The sequence below is a fragment of the Stieleria mannarensis genome, assembly GCF_014154935.1.
Classification (GTDB): Bacteria; Planctomycetota; Planctomycetia; order Pirellulales; family Pirellulaceae; genus Stieleria; species Stieleria mannarensis.
In genome coordinates, this window is the sequence record NZ_JACEHH010000081.1 from 1 (window position 1) to 20,873 (window position 20,873).

14 protein-coding genes are annotated in these 20,873 nt (G+C 60.0%); 8 read left to right on the forward strand and 6 right to left on the reverse strand.

Going from position 1 to position 20,873, the window contains the following annotated elements; all coding sequences use genetic code 11:
- Nucleotides 1–95 precede the first annotated feature (95 nt).
- Nucleotides 96–2,177, reverse strand: a complete 2,082-nt coding sequence (locus H1B37_RS30955; RefSeq protein WP_220498462.1) for a sulfatase family protein — start codon at nt 2,175–2,177, stop codon at nt 96–98.
- Nucleotides 2,178–2,482: 305 nt separating this feature from the next.
- Between H1B37_RS30955 and H1B37_RS30960 the strand changes: the two genes are divergently transcribed.
- Nucleotides 2,483–3,244, forward strand: a complete 762-nt coding sequence (locus H1B37_RS30960) for an HpcH/HpaI aldolase family protein (protein ID WP_182871161.1) — start codon at nt 2,483–2,485, stop codon at nt 3,242–3,244.
- A gap of 214 nt (nt 3,245–3,458) precedes the next feature.
- Here the strand turns inward: H1B37_RS30960 and H1B37_RS30965 are convergent, their stop codons facing one another.
- Genes H1B37_RS30965 through H1B37_RS30980 form a run of 4 tightly spaced genes read right to left on the reverse strand, consistent with a single transcriptional unit; the run spans nt 3,459 to nt 7,658 of the window.
- Nucleotides 3,459–4,169: an N-formylglutamate amidohydrolase gene (locus H1B37_RS30965; RefSeq protein WP_182871162.1), complete on the reverse strand. Its 711-nt coding sequence runs from the start codon at nt 4,167–4,169 to the stop codon at nt 3,459–3,461.
- Nucleotides 4,166–5,404, reverse strand: coding sequence for a carboxylate-amine ligase (locus tag H1B37_RS30970; RefSeq protein WP_182871163.1), 1,239 nt, complete (start codon nt 5,402–5,404; stop codon nt 4,166–4,168). Before H1B37_RS30970 ends, H1B37_RS30965 begins: the two co-directional genes overlap by 4 nt.
- A gap of 2 nt (nt 5,405–5,406) precedes the next feature.
- Nucleotides 5,407–6,882, reverse strand: coding sequence for a RimK family ATP-grasp domain-containing protein (locus H1B37_RS30975; protein ID WP_182871164.1), 1,476 nt, complete (start codon nt 6,880–6,882; stop codon nt 5,407–5,409).
- Nucleotides 6,879–7,658 carry a cysteine peptidase family C39 domain-containing protein gene (locus H1B37_RS30980; RefSeq protein WP_182871165.1) on the reverse strand — a complete coding sequence of 260 codons (780 nt, stop codon included), beginning with the start codon at nt 7,656–7,658 and terminating at the stop codon, nt 6,879–6,881. The genes H1B37_RS30975 and H1B37_RS30980 overlap by 4 nt, the downstream gene beginning before the upstream one ends.
- 528 nt (nt 7,659–8,186) lie before the next feature.
- Between H1B37_RS30980 and H1B37_RS30985 the strand changes: the two genes are divergently transcribed.
- From H1B37_RS30985 to H1B37_RS31000, 4 genes are all read left to right on the forward strand, one after another.
- Nucleotides 8,187–10,379 (forward strand): outer membrane protein assembly factor BamB family protein, encoded by a 2,193-nt coding sequence (locus H1B37_RS30985; RefSeq protein WP_286178414.1) that lies wholly within the window; start codon nt 8,187–8,189, stop codon nt 10,377–10,379.
- A 337-nt stretch (nt 10,380–10,716) separates the two neighbouring features.
- On the forward strand, nt 10,717–10,956 hold the full coding sequence (locus H1B37_RS30990; RefSeq protein WP_182871167.1) for a DUF3311 domain-containing protein: 240 nt from the start codon (nt 10,717–10,719) through the stop codon (nt 10,954–10,956).
- The gene (locus H1B37_RS30995; RefSeq protein ID WP_182871168.1) at nt 10,953–12,635 is read left to right on the forward strand and encodes a sodium:solute symporter family protein; all 1,683 of its coding nucleotides are present in this window, start codon (nt 10,953–10,955) and stop codon (nt 12,633–12,635) included. The genes H1B37_RS30990 and H1B37_RS30995 overlap by 4 nt, the downstream gene beginning before the upstream one ends.
- 534 nt (nt 12,636–13,169) lie before the next feature.
- A complete protein-coding gene (locus H1B37_RS31000) occupies nt 13,170–13,664 on the forward strand; it encodes a hypothetical protein (RefSeq protein WP_182871169.1) in 495 nt (164 codons plus the stop codon).
- 100 nt (nt 13,665–13,764) lie between these two features.
- On the opposite strand, the gene thiD is transcribed toward H1B37_RS31000, so the two are convergent.
- The gene (gene thiD / locus H1B37_RS31005; protein WP_182871170.1) at nt 13,765–14,655 is read right to left on the reverse strand and encodes a bifunctional hydroxymethylpyrimidine kinase/phosphomethylpyrimidine kinase; all 891 of its coding nucleotides are present in this window, start codon (nt 14,653–14,655) and stop codon (nt 13,765–13,767) included.
- Between the two features lie 527 nt (nt 14,656–15,182).
- Between thiD and H1B37_RS31010 the strand changes: the two genes are divergently transcribed.
- From H1B37_RS31010 to H1B37_RS31020, 3 genes are all read left to right on the forward strand, one after another.
- Nucleotides 15,183–16,277, forward strand: coding sequence for an efflux RND transporter periplasmic adaptor subunit (locus H1B37_RS31010; protein WP_182871171.1), 1,095 nt, complete (start codon nt 15,183–15,185; stop codon nt 16,275–16,277).
- Nucleotides 16,277–19,411: an efflux RND transporter permease subunit gene (locus tag H1B37_RS31015; RefSeq protein WP_182871172.1), complete on the forward strand. Its 3,135-nt coding sequence runs from the start codon at nt 16,277–16,279 to the stop codon at nt 19,409–19,411. The genes H1B37_RS31010 and H1B37_RS31015 overlap by 1 nt, the downstream gene beginning before the upstream one ends.
- 160 nt (nt 19,412–19,571) lie before the next feature.
- On the forward strand, nt 19,572–20,813 hold the full coding sequence (locus tag H1B37_RS31020) for an alginate lyase family protein (protein WP_182871173.1): 1,242 nt from the start codon (nt 19,572–19,574) through the stop codon (nt 20,811–20,813).
- The last annotated feature ends 60 nt before the right edge of the window (nt 20,814–20,873 follow it).

Here is a 20,873-nt window from a genome sequence, read left to right on the forward strand (position 1 = left end):
CTCGCCAGAGCGTGGAAAGCCCCGGAGATCCACCTTCTGGCGAAGGTAGCTACGTTCTAGGTGCCGTTGGTGGCCTCCGCGACGAATCTTTCGCTTCACTTCACCAACCGGATCGTCACTTCGCGCAGCCGCCAACTCCCCGCGGCTTCCACGCCGAAGTGCGGGCTGCTATCAAGTCGCAACGTCGCTCCGGCCCGAAGCACCCCCAAATCGCTCAGCAATCCGCTTTGATCCTTCGCATCGATGTCGGCGTCCACGCAATAGATGGCCAGGGGGGCCGCGTCGCCGACGGTGTAGAAGCCGCCGCAAGTTCCATCCTGGCCCGCGACCAGCCCCGCGGACTCGACGATCAGGTCACGATCAAATTGAACCAGCACGGCTTCCTGACGATCGACATTGTTCGAGCCGCTGCCACCGAGGCCCAGCCCGGCGGCATTCGTGTTGAACGTCGCCTCGGCGTCGGCTTGTTCGCCGGCCACCGCCGTCATCGTCATCGTCACCACCGCGTCCCCGGCTCTAATCGTCGTCTCGGCGACCGACTTTCCGTCCACTTGATTGGCAACCTGCGAACCGGAACGCAAGTCGATCGTGGTGCGCCCTTCATCGGCGATCGCTGCGGTGCGGTGGCCGCCCGCGTCGCGATGGAGCAGGGCTTGGCCGGTCATGAATTCAATCAGTGGCTTCATCGCCGCATCGTCGATCAAGTCGTTCGTCTCCCACTGGTCCACCGCCAAATTGTAGAGTTCGTAGGGGTTCCCTTGGCCGGCGCGCAGCAACCGGGCATCAAAAAACAGTTTCCACTGCCCGTGATAGGTTTTCCCATCGATCGTCGGCGAATCCAAGCGCATCGCAACCGCCGCGGGATCCCCCTGGGCTTCCTTGTGGTCATTGAAGAACAGCGGGGGACGACGCTCGATCGACTCACCCCGCAACGCCGACAGAACGCTAAAGCTATCCTCGGCTCCCTTTTCTCCGCGGCGCAGATCCGGCAGGTCGGCACCGATGATCTCCGCGACGGTTGCATAAACGTCTTGCAATCCGATCGGCGTCGGATTCGTTTTGCCACCGGTCGATGCAGCCCCGTCACCGATCCCGCCGGCAGCCCACGCCGCAATGAACGGCACGCGGTGCCCTCCTTCGTAAACCGATCCCTTGTGCGAGCGGAACGGCCCGGTGGCGATGTCGCTGTTCTTTTCGGCCCCGTTGTCGCTGGTAAAAATCACCAGGGTCGTTTCCAGCAATTTCTGACCGTCATGCCTTGGGTCATCGGTCGATTCCAACCAGTCCACCAACCGTCCCAGTGCCACATCATTTTCGTAAATGAAATCGTGGCGTGCATCCATCGGTTTACCCGACTTCGTCCGTGCCGCCCCCGCGATGGGATGCCCATCGATCGCGCTGTCCGGCGTGTACGGGCCATGGTTTGAGTTGGAGGGGTAATACAAAAAGAAGGGTTTCTCCTTGGTCGCGTCTCGGCTGACGTGCTGCTGTAGAAACTCGATCGCGTGGTCGGAGTGACGGCTCCCCAGTTCACTCAGCACGTATGCGTTCGGCCCTTTGGCGACGAGCTGCTTTCCGTTGCCGGTTGCTCCGATCGCTGTCCGGTCATGAATGTGCCCGGGGCCGACCGTTTGCCTGGGGCCGTTTCGCTTCGACGCGTTCTTCACCTTCTTGGCCCCCGCATCGGGCCCGGACGTGCCGTGCGAGCGTGACGTGAATCGGGCGAAGTCAAATCCGTGGTCCACCGGTGTGGTGAACAGGGGCTGGCGCAAATCGGCATCGTCCCAACCGGACGCCGGTGATCCATCGCTGCGTCGATAGCGCAGGCCGACATGCCATTTGCCGACCATCGCGGTTGAATACCCGTGATCCCGAAGCATCGATGCGATCGTCGGCCGGTCCGCTTCGATCATCGGATCACCTTGGCTGCCGAACAGCACCCAGTGCTTCAAACGGTTGCGCCAGGGATAACGCCCGGTCAACAATCCATAGCGTGTCGGGGAACAGCGTGAGGAGGGCGTGTGGGCATCGGTCAGTCGCACGCCCATCCGGGCCAACCGCTCCATCTGCGGCGTGTGCACTTGGACGTCGTCTCCGTTGCCGGTGAAATCCTGATAGGCACTCGTGTCGCCCACGCCCATGTCGTCGGCCATCATCAACACGATGTTCGGCTTCAATGGCGTTTCGTCCGCGCGCAGACCAGCGGGCGGCAGGAGCGTACCGAAAACCAAAACGGCGATAGATGAGGTGACTTTCATGATCCATCCACAATCGAGCAGTTTTAAAACGTCGCATTGTATCCGCTGTTGCAACGATCTTTGCGCCGCGGGAAATAATTCTGACAAACCAATGCCAACGACCAACGGCCTAGCCCCATTGTGAATCCCCCCGCGGCAAGACGAAAATGCCGGCGGCGCTCTGACGCGGTCTCACGATCTGACATTCACTGCCCTACCTTCACTGCTCGGTAAGAAAACACCTGATGAGAAAAAGCAAGACACTCTCGCGCATCCGCGCCGGCGAAACGATTCGTACCTGTGTGCTCGGGCACTACATTCCCGCCTACGTCTGTCATGCCGCACGCGCCGGATTCGATTGCCTGTGGTTGGATCTGGAACACCGGGCGATGTCGATTCATCAGATCCAAGCGCTGCTGGCGTACGCCCACCTGTACGACATTGACGTCATGTTGCGCGCGCCGACGCTGGAGAAAACCGGGCTGTATCGTTACCTGGAAGAAGGTGCCACGGGGTTGCTGATCCCGCACGTCTCCACTGTCGAAAAGGCCGAGATGCTGGTCGATGCGGTCAAGTTTCCGCCGTTGGGAGATCGCGGGATCGACAACGCAGGGCTGGATGCGGATTTTCATATTCACGACCCTGATCACTACACCCAGTGGGCCAACCGCGAAACGTTCCTGTGCGTCCAGATCGAAACCCCCGAGGGAGTCGCCAATATCGAATCGATCGCCGCGGTCGAAGGCATCGACATGATCTTTGTCGGCCCCGGTGACTTGGGATTACGATTGCGTCAAAGCGGCCAGATGACCATCGACCAGGCCTGGGAAACCGTCGCGGCGGCATGCAAAAAGCACGGCGTCGCGTTCGGCGGACCGACGATGACGCTCGACGAAATGCAAAAGCGACACGCCCAAGGCGCCCAATTGCTGGTCAACAGCAGCGAATTCGGCCACTTTTCCCAAGGCCTCCGCGACGACAGCCAACGCTACAACGACCTCACCTGACCCTAAAGGGGACGGGGGTTGATTTGGCATGAATGGCGTTGGCACGCTACTTTGACGTAGCTACGCTCGCCAGAGCGTGGGAACCTCCGGGGATCCACCTTCTGGCGAAGGTAGCTACGTTCGGCCGGCGATTCACGGTGTTGTTGTGCAAAGTGGCGATGTCCAGCTAGCCCTTGCGAGACTCCCTGTCGCTGCGACGCAGCGACAGTGGTCGTCACGGAACACAACCGATCAATTCATCGACGACCTTGCGTTGACGATCCGGAAATTGTTTGACGAACCGGTGATTGATTTCAATCTCGATCCCGTAGTATCGCTTCGGATCGAATCGTTTTCGCAACGCCGTCGTCAGTCCGTCGTCGATACCTGCGTAGGGTTGGTTCATGACGATGCGCCGCCACGGATGACGTTTTATCAGACATTGTTGCCAAACTCGGCAATATTCCGCTTCGCCGTCGGCATCGGGATCGAACAACAGGCCGATATCGATCGGTCGCCAAACGCCCGCGATTCGCGGCGTGAAGGTGTGAACGGAAACGTGAATCGCCGTTTGTCCTCGGCCGACGATCGCATCGATCGTGCTGCGGACCGCATCGCGATAGGGATGGTAGTGCTGGTCCAGGATGGCCTGCTTTCGCGTCTCGGGCAGGTCACGCGTGAACTTTGAAAACAACGCTTCATGATCGAGTGATCGGTTCAAATCAACCAATAGGCGTGTCGTGGTCGATGAGATCAGCGGCACCCCGAAACGATCTGCCAATTGCGTCGCGGCCGCCAGGGCACCGGGATCGTAACCGCGATGACTGGCCAACCATGCCTTGGCATCGCGACGGTCAAATGCATCAGCAAATTCCGGCGGCACTTGGTTGCCGCCATGTTCGCAGGTCACGACGAACGTCGGAGCCCCACCCGAGGCTGAACTCACGGCTCAAATGGCCCCCAGTGGTCCAGCGAATCGGCCACTTCATCGTAAACCGCCTTCAAATCCTCCAACGTAAATCGTTTGCCGAGCGCGGCAACGATTCGTGTCGCCAACGTTCCTCGATCGGTGATCACTTCCAGCGGTGCGAACAAACTGTCCAGCACTTCATCGTGTCGTTTCATCCGATCCAACAGCTTGGCCCACAGATCACCCGCTCGGCAGCTTGAACCGGAATGGCCGAACAACCTCAAAAACTCGGGCGATTGGATCACTGCGTTTTCAGCGCGTTCACTGACCTGGTCCAGGATCCCGCGAAGCAGAGCTACTGGAACGTTTCGCTGGTCCTGCCACGTCGACCAAGTCTCGGAAACAAGTTCCTTGACCAACGCGATCACAGCCGCACAGATCGCAACATCGGCACCAGGGTACTCTTGCACATCCATCACGCGAATCTCGATGGAGCCGCGATCAAACCGCGCGATCGCTCCGCGTGCATTCAAGAATTCGCCACACAGGGCGCCGCTGGCGTCGTGGCGACGAATGTCTTGATAGATTCGATCGAAGATTTCTGTCTGGTAGGTGGGCCGGTCATAGATCGGCTCGGGAATCAGATCGCCGACCAACGAGGGCACGGCGCTGCAATGTTCGGCATAAAACTGCATCCGCGAATCGAGATCGCCGGTAGAGACACCCTCCACGACGGGAGAACTGGCGGTCAGCGCCGGCAACAAGGGCAATACCAGTCGGACGGCGGCATGCAATCGTGCGAATTCTTCGTCATCGGCAAATGGAAGGTTTAAATGCACGCTTTGGACGTTCGCCCATCCGTGTCGCCGGCAATCAAAAATCTTGTCGTAGGCTTCGTAGATCTCGTGGTATTCGTGCGGCCAAATCGCGGCCTCTTCCTTCGGATCCATCCACGGGTGCATGGCCGTAGGCATCAATCGCAGGTTCAGCGACTCGAGGGCCGGCCCGAGATCTCGAATGGCTGTTTCGAACTGCCCCGGCAACGGCCGAATCTTCTTGGCCGGATCGGTCGTTTTCAGCTCGATGACGTGCAACATCAGTTCGTTGGACCATGTGATCGGTCCACGCGAAAACTCTGAAGTCGGTTCCCCACCAGCCAACGAAGCCAACAACACGTCGGCGACCGGACGCACGTTGAGTGTGTCGCGATCGACCAACATGTATTCCAGTTCGATGCCGAACGCTTCGAACAACTTCAATCGGTCTGCCATGCCTATCTCGCGCCTGCTAGTTGCTTTTGGATTTCAATCCGGCGAATGAAGGATTCCATGATCCGGCGATAAAGTTCGTCGCGGAGCACGGCATCTTCGATCCCGGAATCAAGGTTCGGATTGTCGTTGACTTCGATCACGTAAAACTGGCCATCGGATTCTTTGACGTCCACGCCGTACAGACCGTTGCCGATCAGATTGGCCGCTTTCAGTGCCACCGAGACGGCTTTGCGCGGTGCGGTTTCAACGGGCAACGTTTCGCACTTGCCGAACTTCGGCTTGGTCCCCTTGGAACCATGGTTGGCAATCTGCCAGTGCCCTCGCGCCATGTGGTATTTGCAGGCGAACACGGCGCGTTGATCCAGTATCCCGATCCGCCAATCGAAATCGGTGCGCATGTACTCCTGGGCGATCAACAGTTCCGAATCGGAAAAGAATTCGGCCAGCCGACGCCTCAACTCGTCCGAGTTTTCGACTTTGACCACGCCTTTGGAAAACGCGCTGTCGGGGCGTTTCAACACGCAGGGAAAACTGAGCTGTCCGATGACTTCATCGGCGCTGCCTCGCGTGGCCACAATGGTCCGCGGCGTGGGCACCTTGGCGCGATCGAGCAACTCGGCCAAGTAAACCTTGTTGCTGCAGCGGAGGATCGACAACGGATCGTCGATCACGACCATTCCGGCGGCCTGGGCGCGCCGGGCGGTACGGTAGGTGTGGTGGTTGACGGCGGTCGTTTCGCGGATGAACAACGCATCAAATTCCAACAAACGCCCGCTGTCTTCCCGCGTGATCAATTCTGCCGCGATGCCTTCCTTGGCGGCGGCCTTGACCATTTTTTTGAGTGCGGCTTCGTCCGACGGTGCCAAATCGCCTTCCTTGGGATCGTGCAGGATCGCCATGTCATAACGCGTGACCTGACGTTTGGTGCGGACCGTGCTGCGGCGGGTGAAATGTCGCTGCGCCGCATCGGCAACGAACTGGCGATGGTACTCGGGAACGTCGTTGAGCGCGATTGCCGACGCACTGCGCAGTCGCCACTTGCTGCCCCGTGCGAATTTGAAACGCAACAGGGGTGCCTGGAAAAGCCCATACAGCTCTTTCGCCAATCGGGCGTGCTTCTTGGCGACGTTCTCGCCGAAGTAAACGCTCAACACAAAACTGTCGGTCGTCAACGAATGCAGCGATTTTTGAATCAGTTCCTCAAGATGCTGTGGAATCAGCCGCACCGCCGCCGTGCCACGCAGGTCTTGGATCGTGACCACGTCCGGCACCGCGCGTTGTCCACGTGCCTCGGCCAGCAGCGACACGTAGTATCCCAAACTTTGGTAGGCGTACGATCGACACAGGTTATAAACTCTCGCCCCGCGCGGAATGCGCCCGTTGGGGCCCGAGAGAAACTCGCCGGGATCGATCGTTTGAACGCCCTCGAACCTGCCGATCCAGTCGTCGGCGGATTCGGCGACAAGGACGATGTTCAATTCAAACTCCCTTTTGATTTCGCGCCAGGTTCCAAGGTCAACAAGTTTGCGTCGTAGGTCACGATGCCCAGCAGAATCGCGGACGTGACCTGCGACAACGGAGCCAGATAGTTGTTTGTCGGTGCAATCGGATTGGGGTGCAACGGGTCGGCAATGAAAACGTTTCCCGAACCGCAGTCGTACCCGTGCAGCACCACGAAATGCCCCGCTGGGTCGCCCAGGATGTCGTCGGCGACACTGCTGCGCCCCTCGGCATCAAGAGCTTGGGGGCGCTCACGTGCTTCGCGGTACAGATACGTCGCACTCAAACCGCACAAGATCGGGACGCCGGCGGTCAGCGTTTTGGTGATCAACCGATCGTCCAGCGGTTGCATCTGGACGCGTCCACCCAGTCGAAGGTATTCAACGTAATAGTCGGTCGCCGCTTCGAAGCGTCGGATATCGATGTCATTGCGCGTGCGTTTCGCGTCAAGCTGTGCCCGCAGCTTGTCGGACAAGCGATCCGCCGGCGCGGTTCCATCGACCGCATCGAACCAAGACGGATCAAACAAGTGCAAGTTGTACGTCGTGATTTCGGCATCATACCCACGGCGCAGCGCATGACAGCCCAGTTGAACCGCCAACGTCCCCGAACCATCGCCGCCTCCCGTCTCGCAGATCAACTGACTCAGATCAACGGGATCATTCCAGTAGGCATAAACGGCGGCCAAACAGGTCGGCCCGCAACTCGAATCGTTCGGTTGCGGCTGGATTTCAAGGTGGAGAGCATGTTTCATGAAGCGGCACAGGCAAGACAGCAACGCTCATCCGCGGCAACGAATCGCGGCGCGTCAATGAGCGATCGCCGATGGAGCACATTTTGTACCAATGTGGTGCCGTCGAAGCCTGCAGCCAGCAGCCACCACGCGATGCCCATCAGCGACGTGGAAATGGCTTCAGGCCGGCAAAGAAACTGCCAGTACCGGAAAAAGATTTGCCAGCCGCGGCCGGGCCATCACAGTGGGGCCGCTTGGCGAACGTAGCTACCTTCGCCAGAAGGTGGTTTCCCCTGCGAGTGTCCCGCGTCCGAAGCTCCCACGCTCTGGCGAGCGTCGCTACGCCACGGGGTCTCTGGCACGATTCGTGCATGCTGCGGGCCGACGTGAAAAACAGACCGGGGACGGTAGGTCGATCGTGCCACACGCGCGGCATCTTTCCCAACGTCTGTCTGTGACGCCGATTTTCAAAGCCCGCCTCCAAGCACACTGATGTCCATCAACCGCGACGCGACCATTCTCTCCTGCTGCCTCTCGGTATTGTTTCTCATGCCCGCCGCGGTGGCCGAGGATTCGGCCGACTGGGTCCGATGGCGCGGGCCGACTCAAAACGGCATCGCCGACGTGTCGGGCCTGATCGATGACGTCAATTGGAAAGGCGGTGCGGGAAGCAATGTTCGCTGGAAAAACGAACACGCCGCCGGGATCTCAACGCCCGTCATCTTTGGCGGCCGGCTCTACACGATCGTCCGCGATCAACCGGGCACTCCCCAAGATGCCGAAAAGGTGATTTGCCTGGATGCGGACACGGGCGAACAACTTTGGGAAAACGTCTACAACGTGTTCCTATCCGACGTGCCGGCCGAGCGGATCGGCTGGTCCAACGTCGCCTGCGACCCGGCAACCGGCAACGTGACCTCACTCGGTGCTTGCTGTCTGTTGCAATTCATCGATGGGAAAACCGGCAAGACGATTTGGGCCCGCTCGCTGAGCGAAGAGTTCGGCATGCTCAGCACCTACGGCGGCCGAACCAACACGCCCGTCGTGTTCGAAGACCTGGTGATCATCAGCGGTGTCACGACGGGATGGGATGAAACCGCACGCCCCGCCCATCGATTCATGGCCTTTGACAAAGCGACCGGCGACTTGGTTTGGATCACTTCCACCCGCCCCTTTCCGGAAGACACCACCTACAGCACGCCCGTCATCACCTCGATCAACGGTCAGGAGATGATGATCGCCGGCGCGGGCGACGGATTCGTTTATGGAATGCAACCGCGAACCGGAAAGATCCTGTGGCAGGAATCGATCTCGCGCCGCGGCATCAACGCTTCGGCGGTCGTTGACGGCCGTGGCCAAGTCTACACGGCCCACGGCGAAGAAAACCCGACCGGCACCGCGATGGGCGCCGTCGTTCGAATCGACGCCACACGCGCGACACTCGACGGACCATCGGCCGAAATCTGGCGGACGGCCGAGCTGACCGTCGGAAAAAGTTCACCCTTGCTGGTCGGAAACCGGCTTTATGTGGTCGAGGACTCGTCGCACCTGCACGTGCTGGACGTAGAAACCGGCCAGGAGATCGGTGCGGGAATTAAACTCGGTACGGCGATGCGCGGCAGCCTGATCTTTGCCGACGGAAAGATCTATGCCTGCACCGCGACCGGTTACTTTCATATTCTCAAACCGACCGACGATGGCGTGGAATCGGTCTACAAGTCGCGCATGCCGCGTGGCCATGAAGTCGGCGGATCACCGATCGTCGCCGGCGGACGACTCTATCTGCCGACCACCGAAGGCCTGTATTGTTTGGCCACCGAATCCGACGACACGGCACCAAGCGCGATCGCATCCACACCGAACGTCGCGCCGGAGATAGAGACCACCAATCCGAACATCACCGACACGACGGTCAGCCAATTGCAGTTGATCCCGGCCGAGGCGATTGTCACCCCGGGATCGCCATTGCCGCTGCGAGTCGCCGCCTACAACGCGATCGGCCAACGCCTGCAAACTCCCGACGACGTCACGTTCGACGTGGCAGGCGACGGCAACGTGGATACCGATCAAGTCTTCCACGCGTCCGGCAACCTTTCTCAGCACGGCGCGGCGATCGTGACCGCGCGAATCGGTGACACCACGGCCACGGCCCGTTTGCGTCTGGTGCCCCCGTTGCCCTGGCAGTTCGATTTCAGCGACAACACCGTCCCGGTGACTTGGATCGGCGCCCGCTATCGCCATGAACCCACCAAAGTCGACGGCGACCCGGCGTTGGTCAAAATCACGACCATCCCCAAGGGAACGCGCAGCCAATCTTGGATGGGCCCGACCGACCTGCACGCCTACACGATCACCGCAGACGTCAAAGCGGGGCCGGCTTCGAAATTGCCCGACATGGGTTTGATCGCCCAACGCTACACGCTGGACTTGATGGGGGCCAATCAACAACTTCAAATCCGCACTTGGCCGGCGCAAAACCGGATGGCACGCAGCGTGTCGTACCCGTGGAACCCCGAAACCTGGTACACGCTAAAGTTCCAAGCCACCCGCGAAGACGGACAAGTCGTCTTGCGTGGCAAGGTTTGGCCGCGAGGCACACCAGAGCCAGCGGATTGGACGTTGACCGCGACCGACCCGGCGCCCAACACCCAAGGCAGTCCGGGTTTGTTCGGTAACGCGACCAATGCCGAAATCTTCATCGACAACGTCTCCGTCGTCGCCAATCCGCCGACGAACAATTAACCGACGCCATCCACTTGGATGCCTGCTAAACACACAAATCAACTGCGTGGAATCGACACCCTCCCGTGTGGAGGTCGTGCGGTTTTACGAAGTCACCCTCCTGGCAGGAGGATCGAGCGCAGCGAGGGGGCATAGGCGTCAAGTTAAGGAATTCACCCTCCCTGGAAGGGAGGGTCGAGCGCGGCGAGGGGAGGGTCGATCGGCGGTGTGCGAGTGCATCCGAGCCACAGACAACCCTCCCCGCTCCGAGCGTATACTCCTCCGCGACCCTCCCAGGGGGAGGGTGTTTTCACTTGTTGGCATACTGACACCCTTTTAACAGTTGACACCACACTTCATGAAATACCTTGTTTGGGGACTTGTTGTCCTGCTGGTCATCTTGCATCACGACTTATGGAACTGGGACAACGACCGGTTGGTGCTGGGATTCCTTCCCGTCACCTTGGCGTACCACGCCGGCATCTCGGTTGCAGCCAGCATCGTCTGGTTCATGGCAACCAAGTTTGCCTGGCCGAATGACCTGGAAGAGATGACTGAATCGGCAGCCACCGCCGAGGAAGCGGAGGCGTTGTCATGAGCCCCGGAGTCATCAAAGTTGTCATCATCGGAGCCTACTTGGCGGCGCTGGTCTGCTTAGGCTTGTTTTCGTCGCGGCTGTTTCGCGGCACGTCGAAAGACTATTTGCTTGCCAGCCATTCGATCGGCCCCTTTCTGTTGTTGATGTCGCTGTTCGGCACCACGATGACCGGATTCGCCTTGGTCGGATCGACCGGTGAAGCGTTCGCCGAAGGCGTGGGCGTTTACGCGATGCTTGCGTCATCTTCAGGGATCATCCACTCACTTTGCTTCTTCCTGCTGGGGATTAAACTCTGGTCGTGGGGCAAACAATACGGTTACACGACGCAAATCGGGTTCTTCCGCGATCGATTGGGCAGCGACAAGATCGGCTTGCTGTTGTTTCCGATCCTGGTTTCGCTGGTGATCCCGTATTTGCTGGTCGGAATCATCTCGGCGGGCAAGGCGATCGAAGGTGCGACGCGCGGTGATTTTCCGATGCTGACCGAATCGGGCAGCATCCCACCCTGGTTGACCGAGTTGGTGATCTGTGCGGTCGTCCTGGTGTATGTGTTCTTCGGCGGCATGCGTGGAACCGCCTGGGCGAACGCCTTCCAGACGATCGTATTCATGGTGCTGGGCGTCGTTGCGTTCTATTTGATCGCCACGGGATTGGCTGCTAAAGCGGTGGCCGACGGACGTGCGCACGAGACCCGCGACGGCCAACGCGTCGTTCGCACCGAACCGCCGTCGGGGCTGATGGACTCCTTGCACATCGTGTCTCAAGAAATTCCCAAAGCGCGGCGGGTGCGCGCCGAAGTCGACTTGTCGGATCAAATCGAAACTGTCGAAGCCCCTGCACAATTCCGCACACGAGAACGGATGGACCCGTGGCTGTTTTTGACGTACATGCTGATTCCGTTTTCAGTCGGGATGTTTCCTCACCTGTTTCAACACTGGCTGACGGCGAAGAATGCCAATGCGTTCAAGCTGCCCGTGGTCGCTCACCCGGTGTTCATTTTGATCGTCTGGATTCCCTGCGTCCTGATCGGGGTCTGGGCCACGACGGGGCTGATCAATATTCCGCCTCCGATCGCCAGCGACCCCAACAAAGTGCTCGGTTTCATGGTCAAATCACTTTCGGGAGACGTCCTGGGCGGGTTCCTGTTGGCCGGGATTCTGGCCGCGATCATGTCCAGCCTGGACAGTCAGTTCCTTTGTATCGGGACGATGTTCACCAAAGACATCGTGGTGCATTACAGCCGCGAGAATCGATTCAGTGATCACCAAATCGTCATGATCTCGCGCGGGTTCATCGTTGCCGTGGTCGCCGCGACGTTCTTGCTGAGTCTGACAACGATCGCCCAGACGCGGGTGTTCCAACTTGGGATCTGGTGCTTCAGCGGATTCAGCAGCTTGTTCCCGCTGGCGTTCTTGGCGATCTATTGGCGTGGGTTGACCAAGTGGGGCGCCTATGCAGGCGTGGCGACCGCAGCGTCCGTTTGGTTCTGGTTGTTCGCAGCCTCGCAATTCGGCGCCATCGAAAACTGGTCGGTCGATCTGACGTTGGGCGAAACGACGATTCACACGATGCCGGTGGCGACGATCTTTATCTTGTCCACACTGGCCACCGTTATCGTCTCCCTGGTCACCCCCAAACCCGACGCGGAGAGGCTGCGGAAGTTTTTCCCGGTGAAGTGAAGCCGTTCCGGCGTTGGATGATGACCGTTCCTTTTTGGGAAGCGGTCGTGCGGTTTTATGAAGTCACCCTCCCTGGCAGAGCATTGGTGTCCAAACAAATTGGTCCGCGATTTAGGGCAGGGCTCCCCTCTCTCTAAAACAGATCGCGTCAACAGAATTTGATGAAAGAGTGAAGTCGACTGCGATCGGTTTTGGGGAGAGGGGTTGAGGGTGAGGGGCGGTACACCCAGCCAATTTCCGCGGCGCCGGCCCCCTCATCCCCAGCCCTTCTCCCCCACAAGGCCGGGGGAGAAGGGAGCCATTGTAAGTTGTGTTGACATCAATGCTTCCAAAGTGGGTTTCGTCTTAGCTTGATGCCTAGAGGATCGAGCGAGGAGAGACGAGGAGAGAGTCGTGTGAAAGTTCGAGTGCAATCTTGCCACGTCGAATCCGCGGCCGCCCATCGGCTTCCGTCCTGCTGGGCGGACCGGTACAGTGTTCCGCTGGCCGGTCGCCCCGCGGGCGCAAACACTTCCCCACGCTCAAAGTGGCTCCATGGAAATCCTGGATATCATCTCACGAATTGTTCACGTCGGCACCGCGATCACCCTGGTCGGCGGAAGCGTTTTCACGGCGTTTGTGTTGATGCCATCGGCGAAAGAACTCAGCGACGATGCGCATGCCCAACTTGCCTCGTCGGTGACCTCGCGCTGGAAACGGTTTGTGCACCTGGGCGTGCTGCTGTTTCTCGTCAGCGGTTTCTACAACTACTTTCGCGCCATGCCGGCTCATCAGGGCGACTCGCTTTATCACGCCTTGGTGGGCACGAAGATGCTGCTGGCGTTGGCCGTCTTCTTCATTGCTGCGGCCTTGGTCGGGCGGAGTGCCAAGCTGCAACCGATCCGCGACAAGAAGTCCACCTGGATCAAGGTCTTGGTGCTTTTGGCAGCCATCATCGTAGCGATCTCAGGATTCGTGAAAGTCCGCGGCGTACCCGATTCCGCGCCGCCCGTCGGCAATGCGGCCGAGTCGATGTCGGATGTGGGATAGGCTTCCAGCCTGTCGAACGTAGCTACCTTCGCCAGAAGGTGGATCCCCGGGGTTTTCCACGCTCTGGCGAGCGTAGCTACGCCAAAGTGGCGCTGTCCAGCTATCCCAGCTTTCCGCTGGTCCCTCTGTCCAGGACACGATGCTCGACCGGGTGACACCCTTTCCCCAACGGAGGCGTCAGTGTGACTGCGGCGTGGACGGCGGAGATGGCAAATTCCACGGCCGCGCGGATCCGTTCCGCGTGCGGGTGCTTCCGCGGACAACGCGTCAGCGCCGCCGCAATGGTCGCCGACAGACTGCACCCCGCTCCGTGCCCGTGGTTGCCCGGCACGTCTTTCACGGCGACACAGATCGCCTGTTCCTGGTCGGCCAGCACGTGGTGCCGCAACCCATCGATCACGCCGGCTTTGACCAAAACGTATTTGGGACCGAATTGCAGAAGCTCGTGCGCCGCGTCGCAAATCGAATCAAGATCAGTCAGCTTCCTCCCCAACATGGCCTCCACTTCATACCGATTCGGAGTAACCAGCGTGGCCACCGGAAACAGATGCTTGCGATACGCATAAACCATGCTGTCGCCGCCCAGCAGGTCACCGTGCTTGCTGATCAAGACCGGGTCGACGATCACGTCACTTTCGTAGGACTTCAGACGTTTGGCGACTGCACGAACGATCGCCGGCGTGCCGAGCGCTCCCGTCTTGATCGCCAGCGGCTCGATGTCCTCCAGCACCGCGTCAAGCTGCTGCTCGACCAAATCGACCGGCATCGTTTCGACTCGCTTGACCCCCAGCGTGTTCTGGACGGTCAACAGCGTCACCACGCTCATGCCGTACACGCCGTTCTGCTGAAACGCCTTGAGATCGGCTTGCAGCCCCGCCCCACCACTGGGGTCGGATCCGGCGATCGTCAAGCCAATCGCGTGACGCGCGATCTGGATTGAAATGGAATTCGCTTTGTGGCTGGACTTTTTTGGGGACCGTTTTTTCTTCATTCCCGTAATCGGTGCTGGAAACCAATGAATCTGTTTTTTGGGTAGTGGGCGTTTTGGGTAGTGGGCGAGGCGACGAGTCCATTTCCCTCGCAAACTGCAAGGACTCCTCGCGTCGCCCACTACTGCCTTCCTGCGTACTTAGGCGCGACAAAATCCTAGGCTTTGTCCCTCAACCCGTAGCGGAAGCCGCCAAGGCTTTCGACTCGCAGCAGTCCACACGGGAAAAGCCGAAATTCTTGGCGAATTCCGCTACCACAGACGCCCCTTGCCAGGTTGAGGGACAAAGCCTAGCGAAACGGCGAACCCGCTGTAAGCTACCGGCGTCACAGGAGTATTCCCTGACGGTCCGCGGACGGGGTGTTGTAGACAGGGTATTACCGACTCGGTCCGTGCGATGGGGCGTTGATGGACGCTCGCAATGGTTCATGCGATTCACGGATTCTTCGCCGGCAATATTCGCGCTGGACGGTCGATGAACTAACCTCCTCGGTTCCTGGTGCCTGTTTTCCCCGTTTGCTGATTCGCCGATGAAACGTCTGATCGCCGGTTCCGTCTTCGTCCTCCTGCTTGTGGTGGGGGCGCTCGGCGCGGTCGGCTACGCCAAATACCGTCAAATCCAAGCCGCCAGCTCGATGCCTCCGCCACCGGAAATGCCCGTTGCGGTCGCCTCGGCTGCCGCCGTCGACCAACCCTATCGGCGAAACAGCGTGGTGATCGGCACCGTGCTGGCGTCGCAATCGGTCACGTTGAGCAATGAGTTGACGGGGGTGGTGACGGAAGTCGGTGTCAAACCGGGCGACTTGGTGCGTCGCGGCGACGTGTTGTTCCGATTCGACACCGAGTTGGAATCAGCGGAACTTAAGAGTGCACTGGCCACCCGCAAACTGGCCGAAGACGCTTTGGCGCGAAACGAACGGCTGAAACGCTCCGGGGCCGGCAGTGAACAACTGTTGGAAGAGGCGACGGCCGACCTGTCCCGATCGATCGCGGAAGTTGAACGGCTGGAAGCGTTGATCAACAAAAAAACACTTCGCGCCCCGTTCGACGCCCGCGTCGGTTTATTCGACCTTCATCCCGGCCAGTACTTGGCCGCCGGCAGCGAGATCACCGAACTGTCCGGGCTGGATGATTACTTGAACATCGACTTTGCGATGCCCCAAGCGGTGGCCGCGTCTGTCGGTGCCGGTGACACGGTCGAGCTGTTGCTGTCGGGGACGGCCGGACCGCTGGAATCAAAGATCATCGCCGTCGATGCCTCGGCCAACCTGCAATCCAGGTCCTTGCTGGCTCGGGCGCGATTGGACCAACCGCCGACGACGCTGCACCCCGGCGACTCGGTCAAGGTTCGGATCCCCTACGGCCCACAAATCCCGGCGGTCACCGTTCCGTCGACCGCGATCCGACGCGGCCCGACGGGAACGACTGTGTTTGTCGCGGTTGAAAGCGAAGGCCAATTGCGGGCCGAGTCACGTGCGATCGTCGTCTTGGGCAGCGATGGCTCGCGAACTTGGATTGCCGACGGCGTCACCGCCGGTGACACGGTGATCACGGACGGATCCTTCAAGGTCAGCGAAGGACGCTTGCTGGCCACCGGCGATACGGCCACAGGGGGCACTTCTTGATGCACGAGCAAAATGGCGCGCCGCCGCGCCGCGCGATCACCGATCTGTTCATCCGCCACCCGGTGTTGGCCGTCGTCGCCAATTCGATCCTGGTCATCATCGGGCTCCGCTGCGCGATGTCGCTGCCCGTCCAGCAGTTTCCGAAACTGGAAAGCAGTTCGATCACCGTCACCACGCTGTACTTTGGGGCCAGCGCCGAAACCGTCCGCGGGTTCCTGACCACGCCGATCGAACAAGCCGTTTCGTCGATCGCCGGCGTCGACACGATCGAATCGACCAGTGTGGCCGGCATCAGCACGATCACCATCAAGCTGCAACTCAATCACGATTCCACACGGGCGCTCGCGGAAGTCAACGCGCGGTTGAGCCAGATCCGGTCGCAGTTGCCCGACCAGGCTGAACCGCCGACGGTCGATCTGGCACGGGCCGACAAACCGTATGCGACGTTTTACATCAGTTTTACGTCGGATCGTTTCGACATCCCCGAGCTAACCGATTTCCTGGCTCGCAACGTCCAGCCCCGCTTGGCGACCGTCCGCGGCGTTCAACGCGTCGGCGTCGAAGCCGGACAGACCCCGGCGATGCGGATCTGGATTTCACCGCAACGGTTGGCGGAATTGAACCTGACCCCCGGCGACGTTTACCAGGCCCTCCAGCGGAATAATTTTTTGGCCGCGATCGGGCAGGTCAAAAGCGAATCGATTCAAATCGACTTGCTGACCAACACGGACCTGCGCAGCGTCGAAGAGTTCGGTGATTTGATCGTTTCACAGACCGACGATTCGATCGTGCGGTTGCAAGACGTCGCCGAAGTCCAATTGGGTTCGGAAGAGCCAACCGCCACGGCGATGTATCGCGGCGAGAAAGCGGTTTACCTGAGTGTCTGGCCGCTGCCGGGCAGCAACGAGATCGAAGTTTCCGACGCCGTCGCGGTGGCGATGTCCCAAATCCAGCCGCGTTTGCCCTCGCACGTCGACATGCAGATGGCGTACGACGGCACCAAATTCATGCGCAAGGCGCTCTCGGAAATCTTTACGACGTTGCTGGAAACCGTCGCGATCGTCGCCCTGGTCGTGTTCCTGTTCATGGGCTCGCTGCGTTCGGCCCTGGTCCCCTTGGTCGCGATGCCGGTCTCGTTGATCGGTGCCGCCGTCGTGATGTTTCTGTTGGGTTTTTCGCTCAACCTGCTCACCCTGTTGGCCATCGTCCTGTCGGTCGGTCTGGTCGTTGACGACGCCATCGTGGTGGTCGAAAACGTCCAACGTCACCTCCGCCAAGGCCTGTCCAAAAAGTCTGCGGCTCTGGTCGGGGCGCGAGAACTGGTCGGCCCGGTGATCGCCATGACGATCACCTTGGCGACCGTCTACGCACCGATCGGGTTTCAATCGGGATTGACCGGCATGCTGTTTCGTGAATTCGCGTTCACGCTGGCAGCCGCCGTGATCGTTTCCGGAATCGTCGCGGTGACGTTGTCGCCGATCATGAGCGGCGTGTTGTTGCAGGCCGAAGAACGCGAGGGGCGGCTGAGCCGGTTGACCGCACGGCTGTTTGAACGACTGCAGTCGGTGTATGCGCGGATGTTGGTCTGGGTGCTGGATCTGCGCTGGTCGATCGCCGCGGCCACGTTGATCACCGCCCTGGCAGCCGTCCCGCTGTACATGTTTTCCGGCAAAGAACTGGCACCGATCGAGGACGAAGGGGCGATCTCGTTGGTCGTCAGCGCCGCTCCCGATTCGACGCTGAACGCGTCGACCCGCTGGGCCGGCGAGTTGGCTGAAACGTTGCAGGCGATCCCCGAAACCGATTACATGTGGTCACTGGTCACCGCCGGCGGCGGATTCGGCGGCGTGATCACCAAGGATTGGGACCAACGTGAGCGCGACACCCAATCGATGCTTCCCGAAGTCTACGGCATCGCATCGCAAAGTGTCGGTCTGGAGGCGTTTCCGGTCTTGGTGCCGCCGCTCCCGGGTGCCGGGCAGTTCGACGTCGAAGTCGTCATCAAAAGCGATGCGCCCACGCAGCAACGACTCCAGTGGTCTCAACAGATCATGCAACAAGCCGGCCAGTCGGGCATGTTCATGTTCGTCGACTCGGATTTAAAATTCGACCTGCCCCAGGCGCGAGTGATCGTCGATCGCGAAGTGCTGGCCGACCTGGGGCTGGACCAGGCCGCGGTGGGACGTGAACTGGGCGTTTTATTGGGCGGCGGTGAAGTCAACCGATTCAACTTCTTCGACCGCTCGTACCGCGTCATTCCACAGTTGGATGCCCGCCAGCGTGAAGACGTCGGCTCGTTGATGGACTTAAAAATCCGCAATCCAGCCGGCGAGCTGATTCCCGTTTCGGCGTTCGCGTCGATCGAACCGGTGACCGCGCCGCGCAGCTTGAACCGATTCGGGCAACAAGACTCGCTGAAAATCTCCGCGGCCGTTCTGCCCGGCGTGACCAAGGCGACGGGCCTGGACGCCATCGAACAGATCGCACGCGACGTCACCGGCGGCGTCGCGGAAATCGACTACGCCGGCGAGTCGCGTCAAATTCGCAACGAAGGTTCCAAATTGGCCGGCACGCTGGGGTTTGCTCTGGTGCTGATCTACTTGGTGTTGGCCGCCCAGTTCCATTCGTTTCGCGACCCGCTGGTCGTGTTACTCGGTTCAGTCCCGCCGGCGATCACCGGCGTGTTGGTGCTGACCTGTTTGGACTTCACGACGATCAACATCTACTCTCAAGTCGGACTGATCACGCTGGTCGGCCTGGTCGCCAAGAACGGCATCTTGATCGTGGAATTTGCCAACATGCTGCGACACGACGGTTGGGAAAAACGGACCGCGATCATGCACGCGGCCCAAACCCGACTACGTCCGGTATTGATGACGTCGGCCGCCACCATCCTAGGGCACTTTCCGCTGGTCTTGGTCACCGGTGCCGGGGCCGAAGCCCGCAACAGCATCGGAATCATCCTGGTGGCCGGCATGGCCTTGGGGACGCTGTTGACCCTGGCTGTCGTTCCCGCGTTGTACCTGATCGTCAGCACCAATCGCCGGCTCGATGGCCAGGTGCAGCAGCCGGAACCGGCCGCCCCGACGCTGCCTCGCGAAACGCCCGCCGCCGGCGAGTTGGAACTCGTCTGATCTCGCGCGTACAATTGCCATATCGCGCTCGCCGCCGGCGGTGACGTCGTGCCAAGAATCAAGCACGACAAGACTCGACCGGACCGCGCGTGCTTACATAGTTCACGTCCGGCCGAGCGTGAAACACACGCTCGTTGAACCACTCCATGCGATGCAGACGATGATTCCCCGATGTGTTTGTTTGTTTGCGATCGGCTCCCTGGTGCTGGCACCGATCGCCGCCCAGGATCCCGCCGCATTTGATCCTCCCCGGACGCTGATCCTGGACGGCCGTGGTATGGCTGGCCAGTACGCACGATGGCGGGCTTCCGGCGACACTGTCCACCCGGCAATTGAAGACCTGCGACGCGAGGCCGACGAATGCTTGACCGAAGGCCCTTGGACCGTCGTTTCCAAAACGATGGTTCCGCCCAGCGGTGATAAACACGACTACATCAGCGTCGGCCCCTACTGGTGGCCCGACCCCGATAAACCCGACGGCAAGCCGTACATTCGCCGCGACGGCCAAGTCAATCCGGAGCGGATGGAGTACGACAACGTGGGTTTGAAAAAGACCTGCGGCAATGGATTAACGTTGGCGCTGGCTTGGTACTACACCCGAAACCCCGATTATTCGCGGCACGGCGCGGAGTTGCTGCGAACTTGGTTCATCCGCCCGGAAACGGCGATGAACGCGAACCTGAACTTCGGGCAAGCCATCCCCGGCAGAACGAAAGGACGTGGGATCGGGATCATCGACACCGCCTGTCTGATCGGAGCGGTCGACGCCGCCTTGCTGTTGGAAACGTCTGCCGCCTGGACCGACGCCGACGCGCGGTCACTGCGGCAATGGTTCGCGCAGTATTTGCATTGGCTTCGAAACAGCAAACACGGTCGCGACGAAGATCGGACGAAAAACAATCATGCGACTTGGTATGACGCCCAAGTCGCCTGCTTTGCCCTGTACGCCGGCCAGCCGGACGTCGCCCGCAATGTCTTGCGAAACGTCGCCGAACGGCGCATCGATTCCCAGATCCGCGTTGACGGATCACAACCCCATGAACTGACACGGACCAAATCTTGGGACTATTCGGTGATGAACCTCAAGGCGTTTTTCCACCTTGCCACGCTTGCCGATCACGTCGACATCAATTTATGGCACCATGACTCCGCCAACGCCGGTGGAATTCGAGACGCGTTGGACTTCCTGATTCCCTTTGCGCGGTCAGAGAAAGATTGGCAACACGAACAAATCACACCACTGGACGGCAGCAAGCTCGCCGAGCTGGTCCGCCGCGCGTCAATCGCCTACGACGAACCGAAGTACGAGTCGGTGCTCAGGCGATTGTTTTCAGAAGATCAGTTGGCGACGGCGCGTTTTCAGCTGATTTACCCCGGTGGCCGCGCGAACGACGATTCTTGATTCCCCACGCCAGACACACCGGGACCGGTTGCACGCTTGCTACAGTCTCACCCCCCTTTC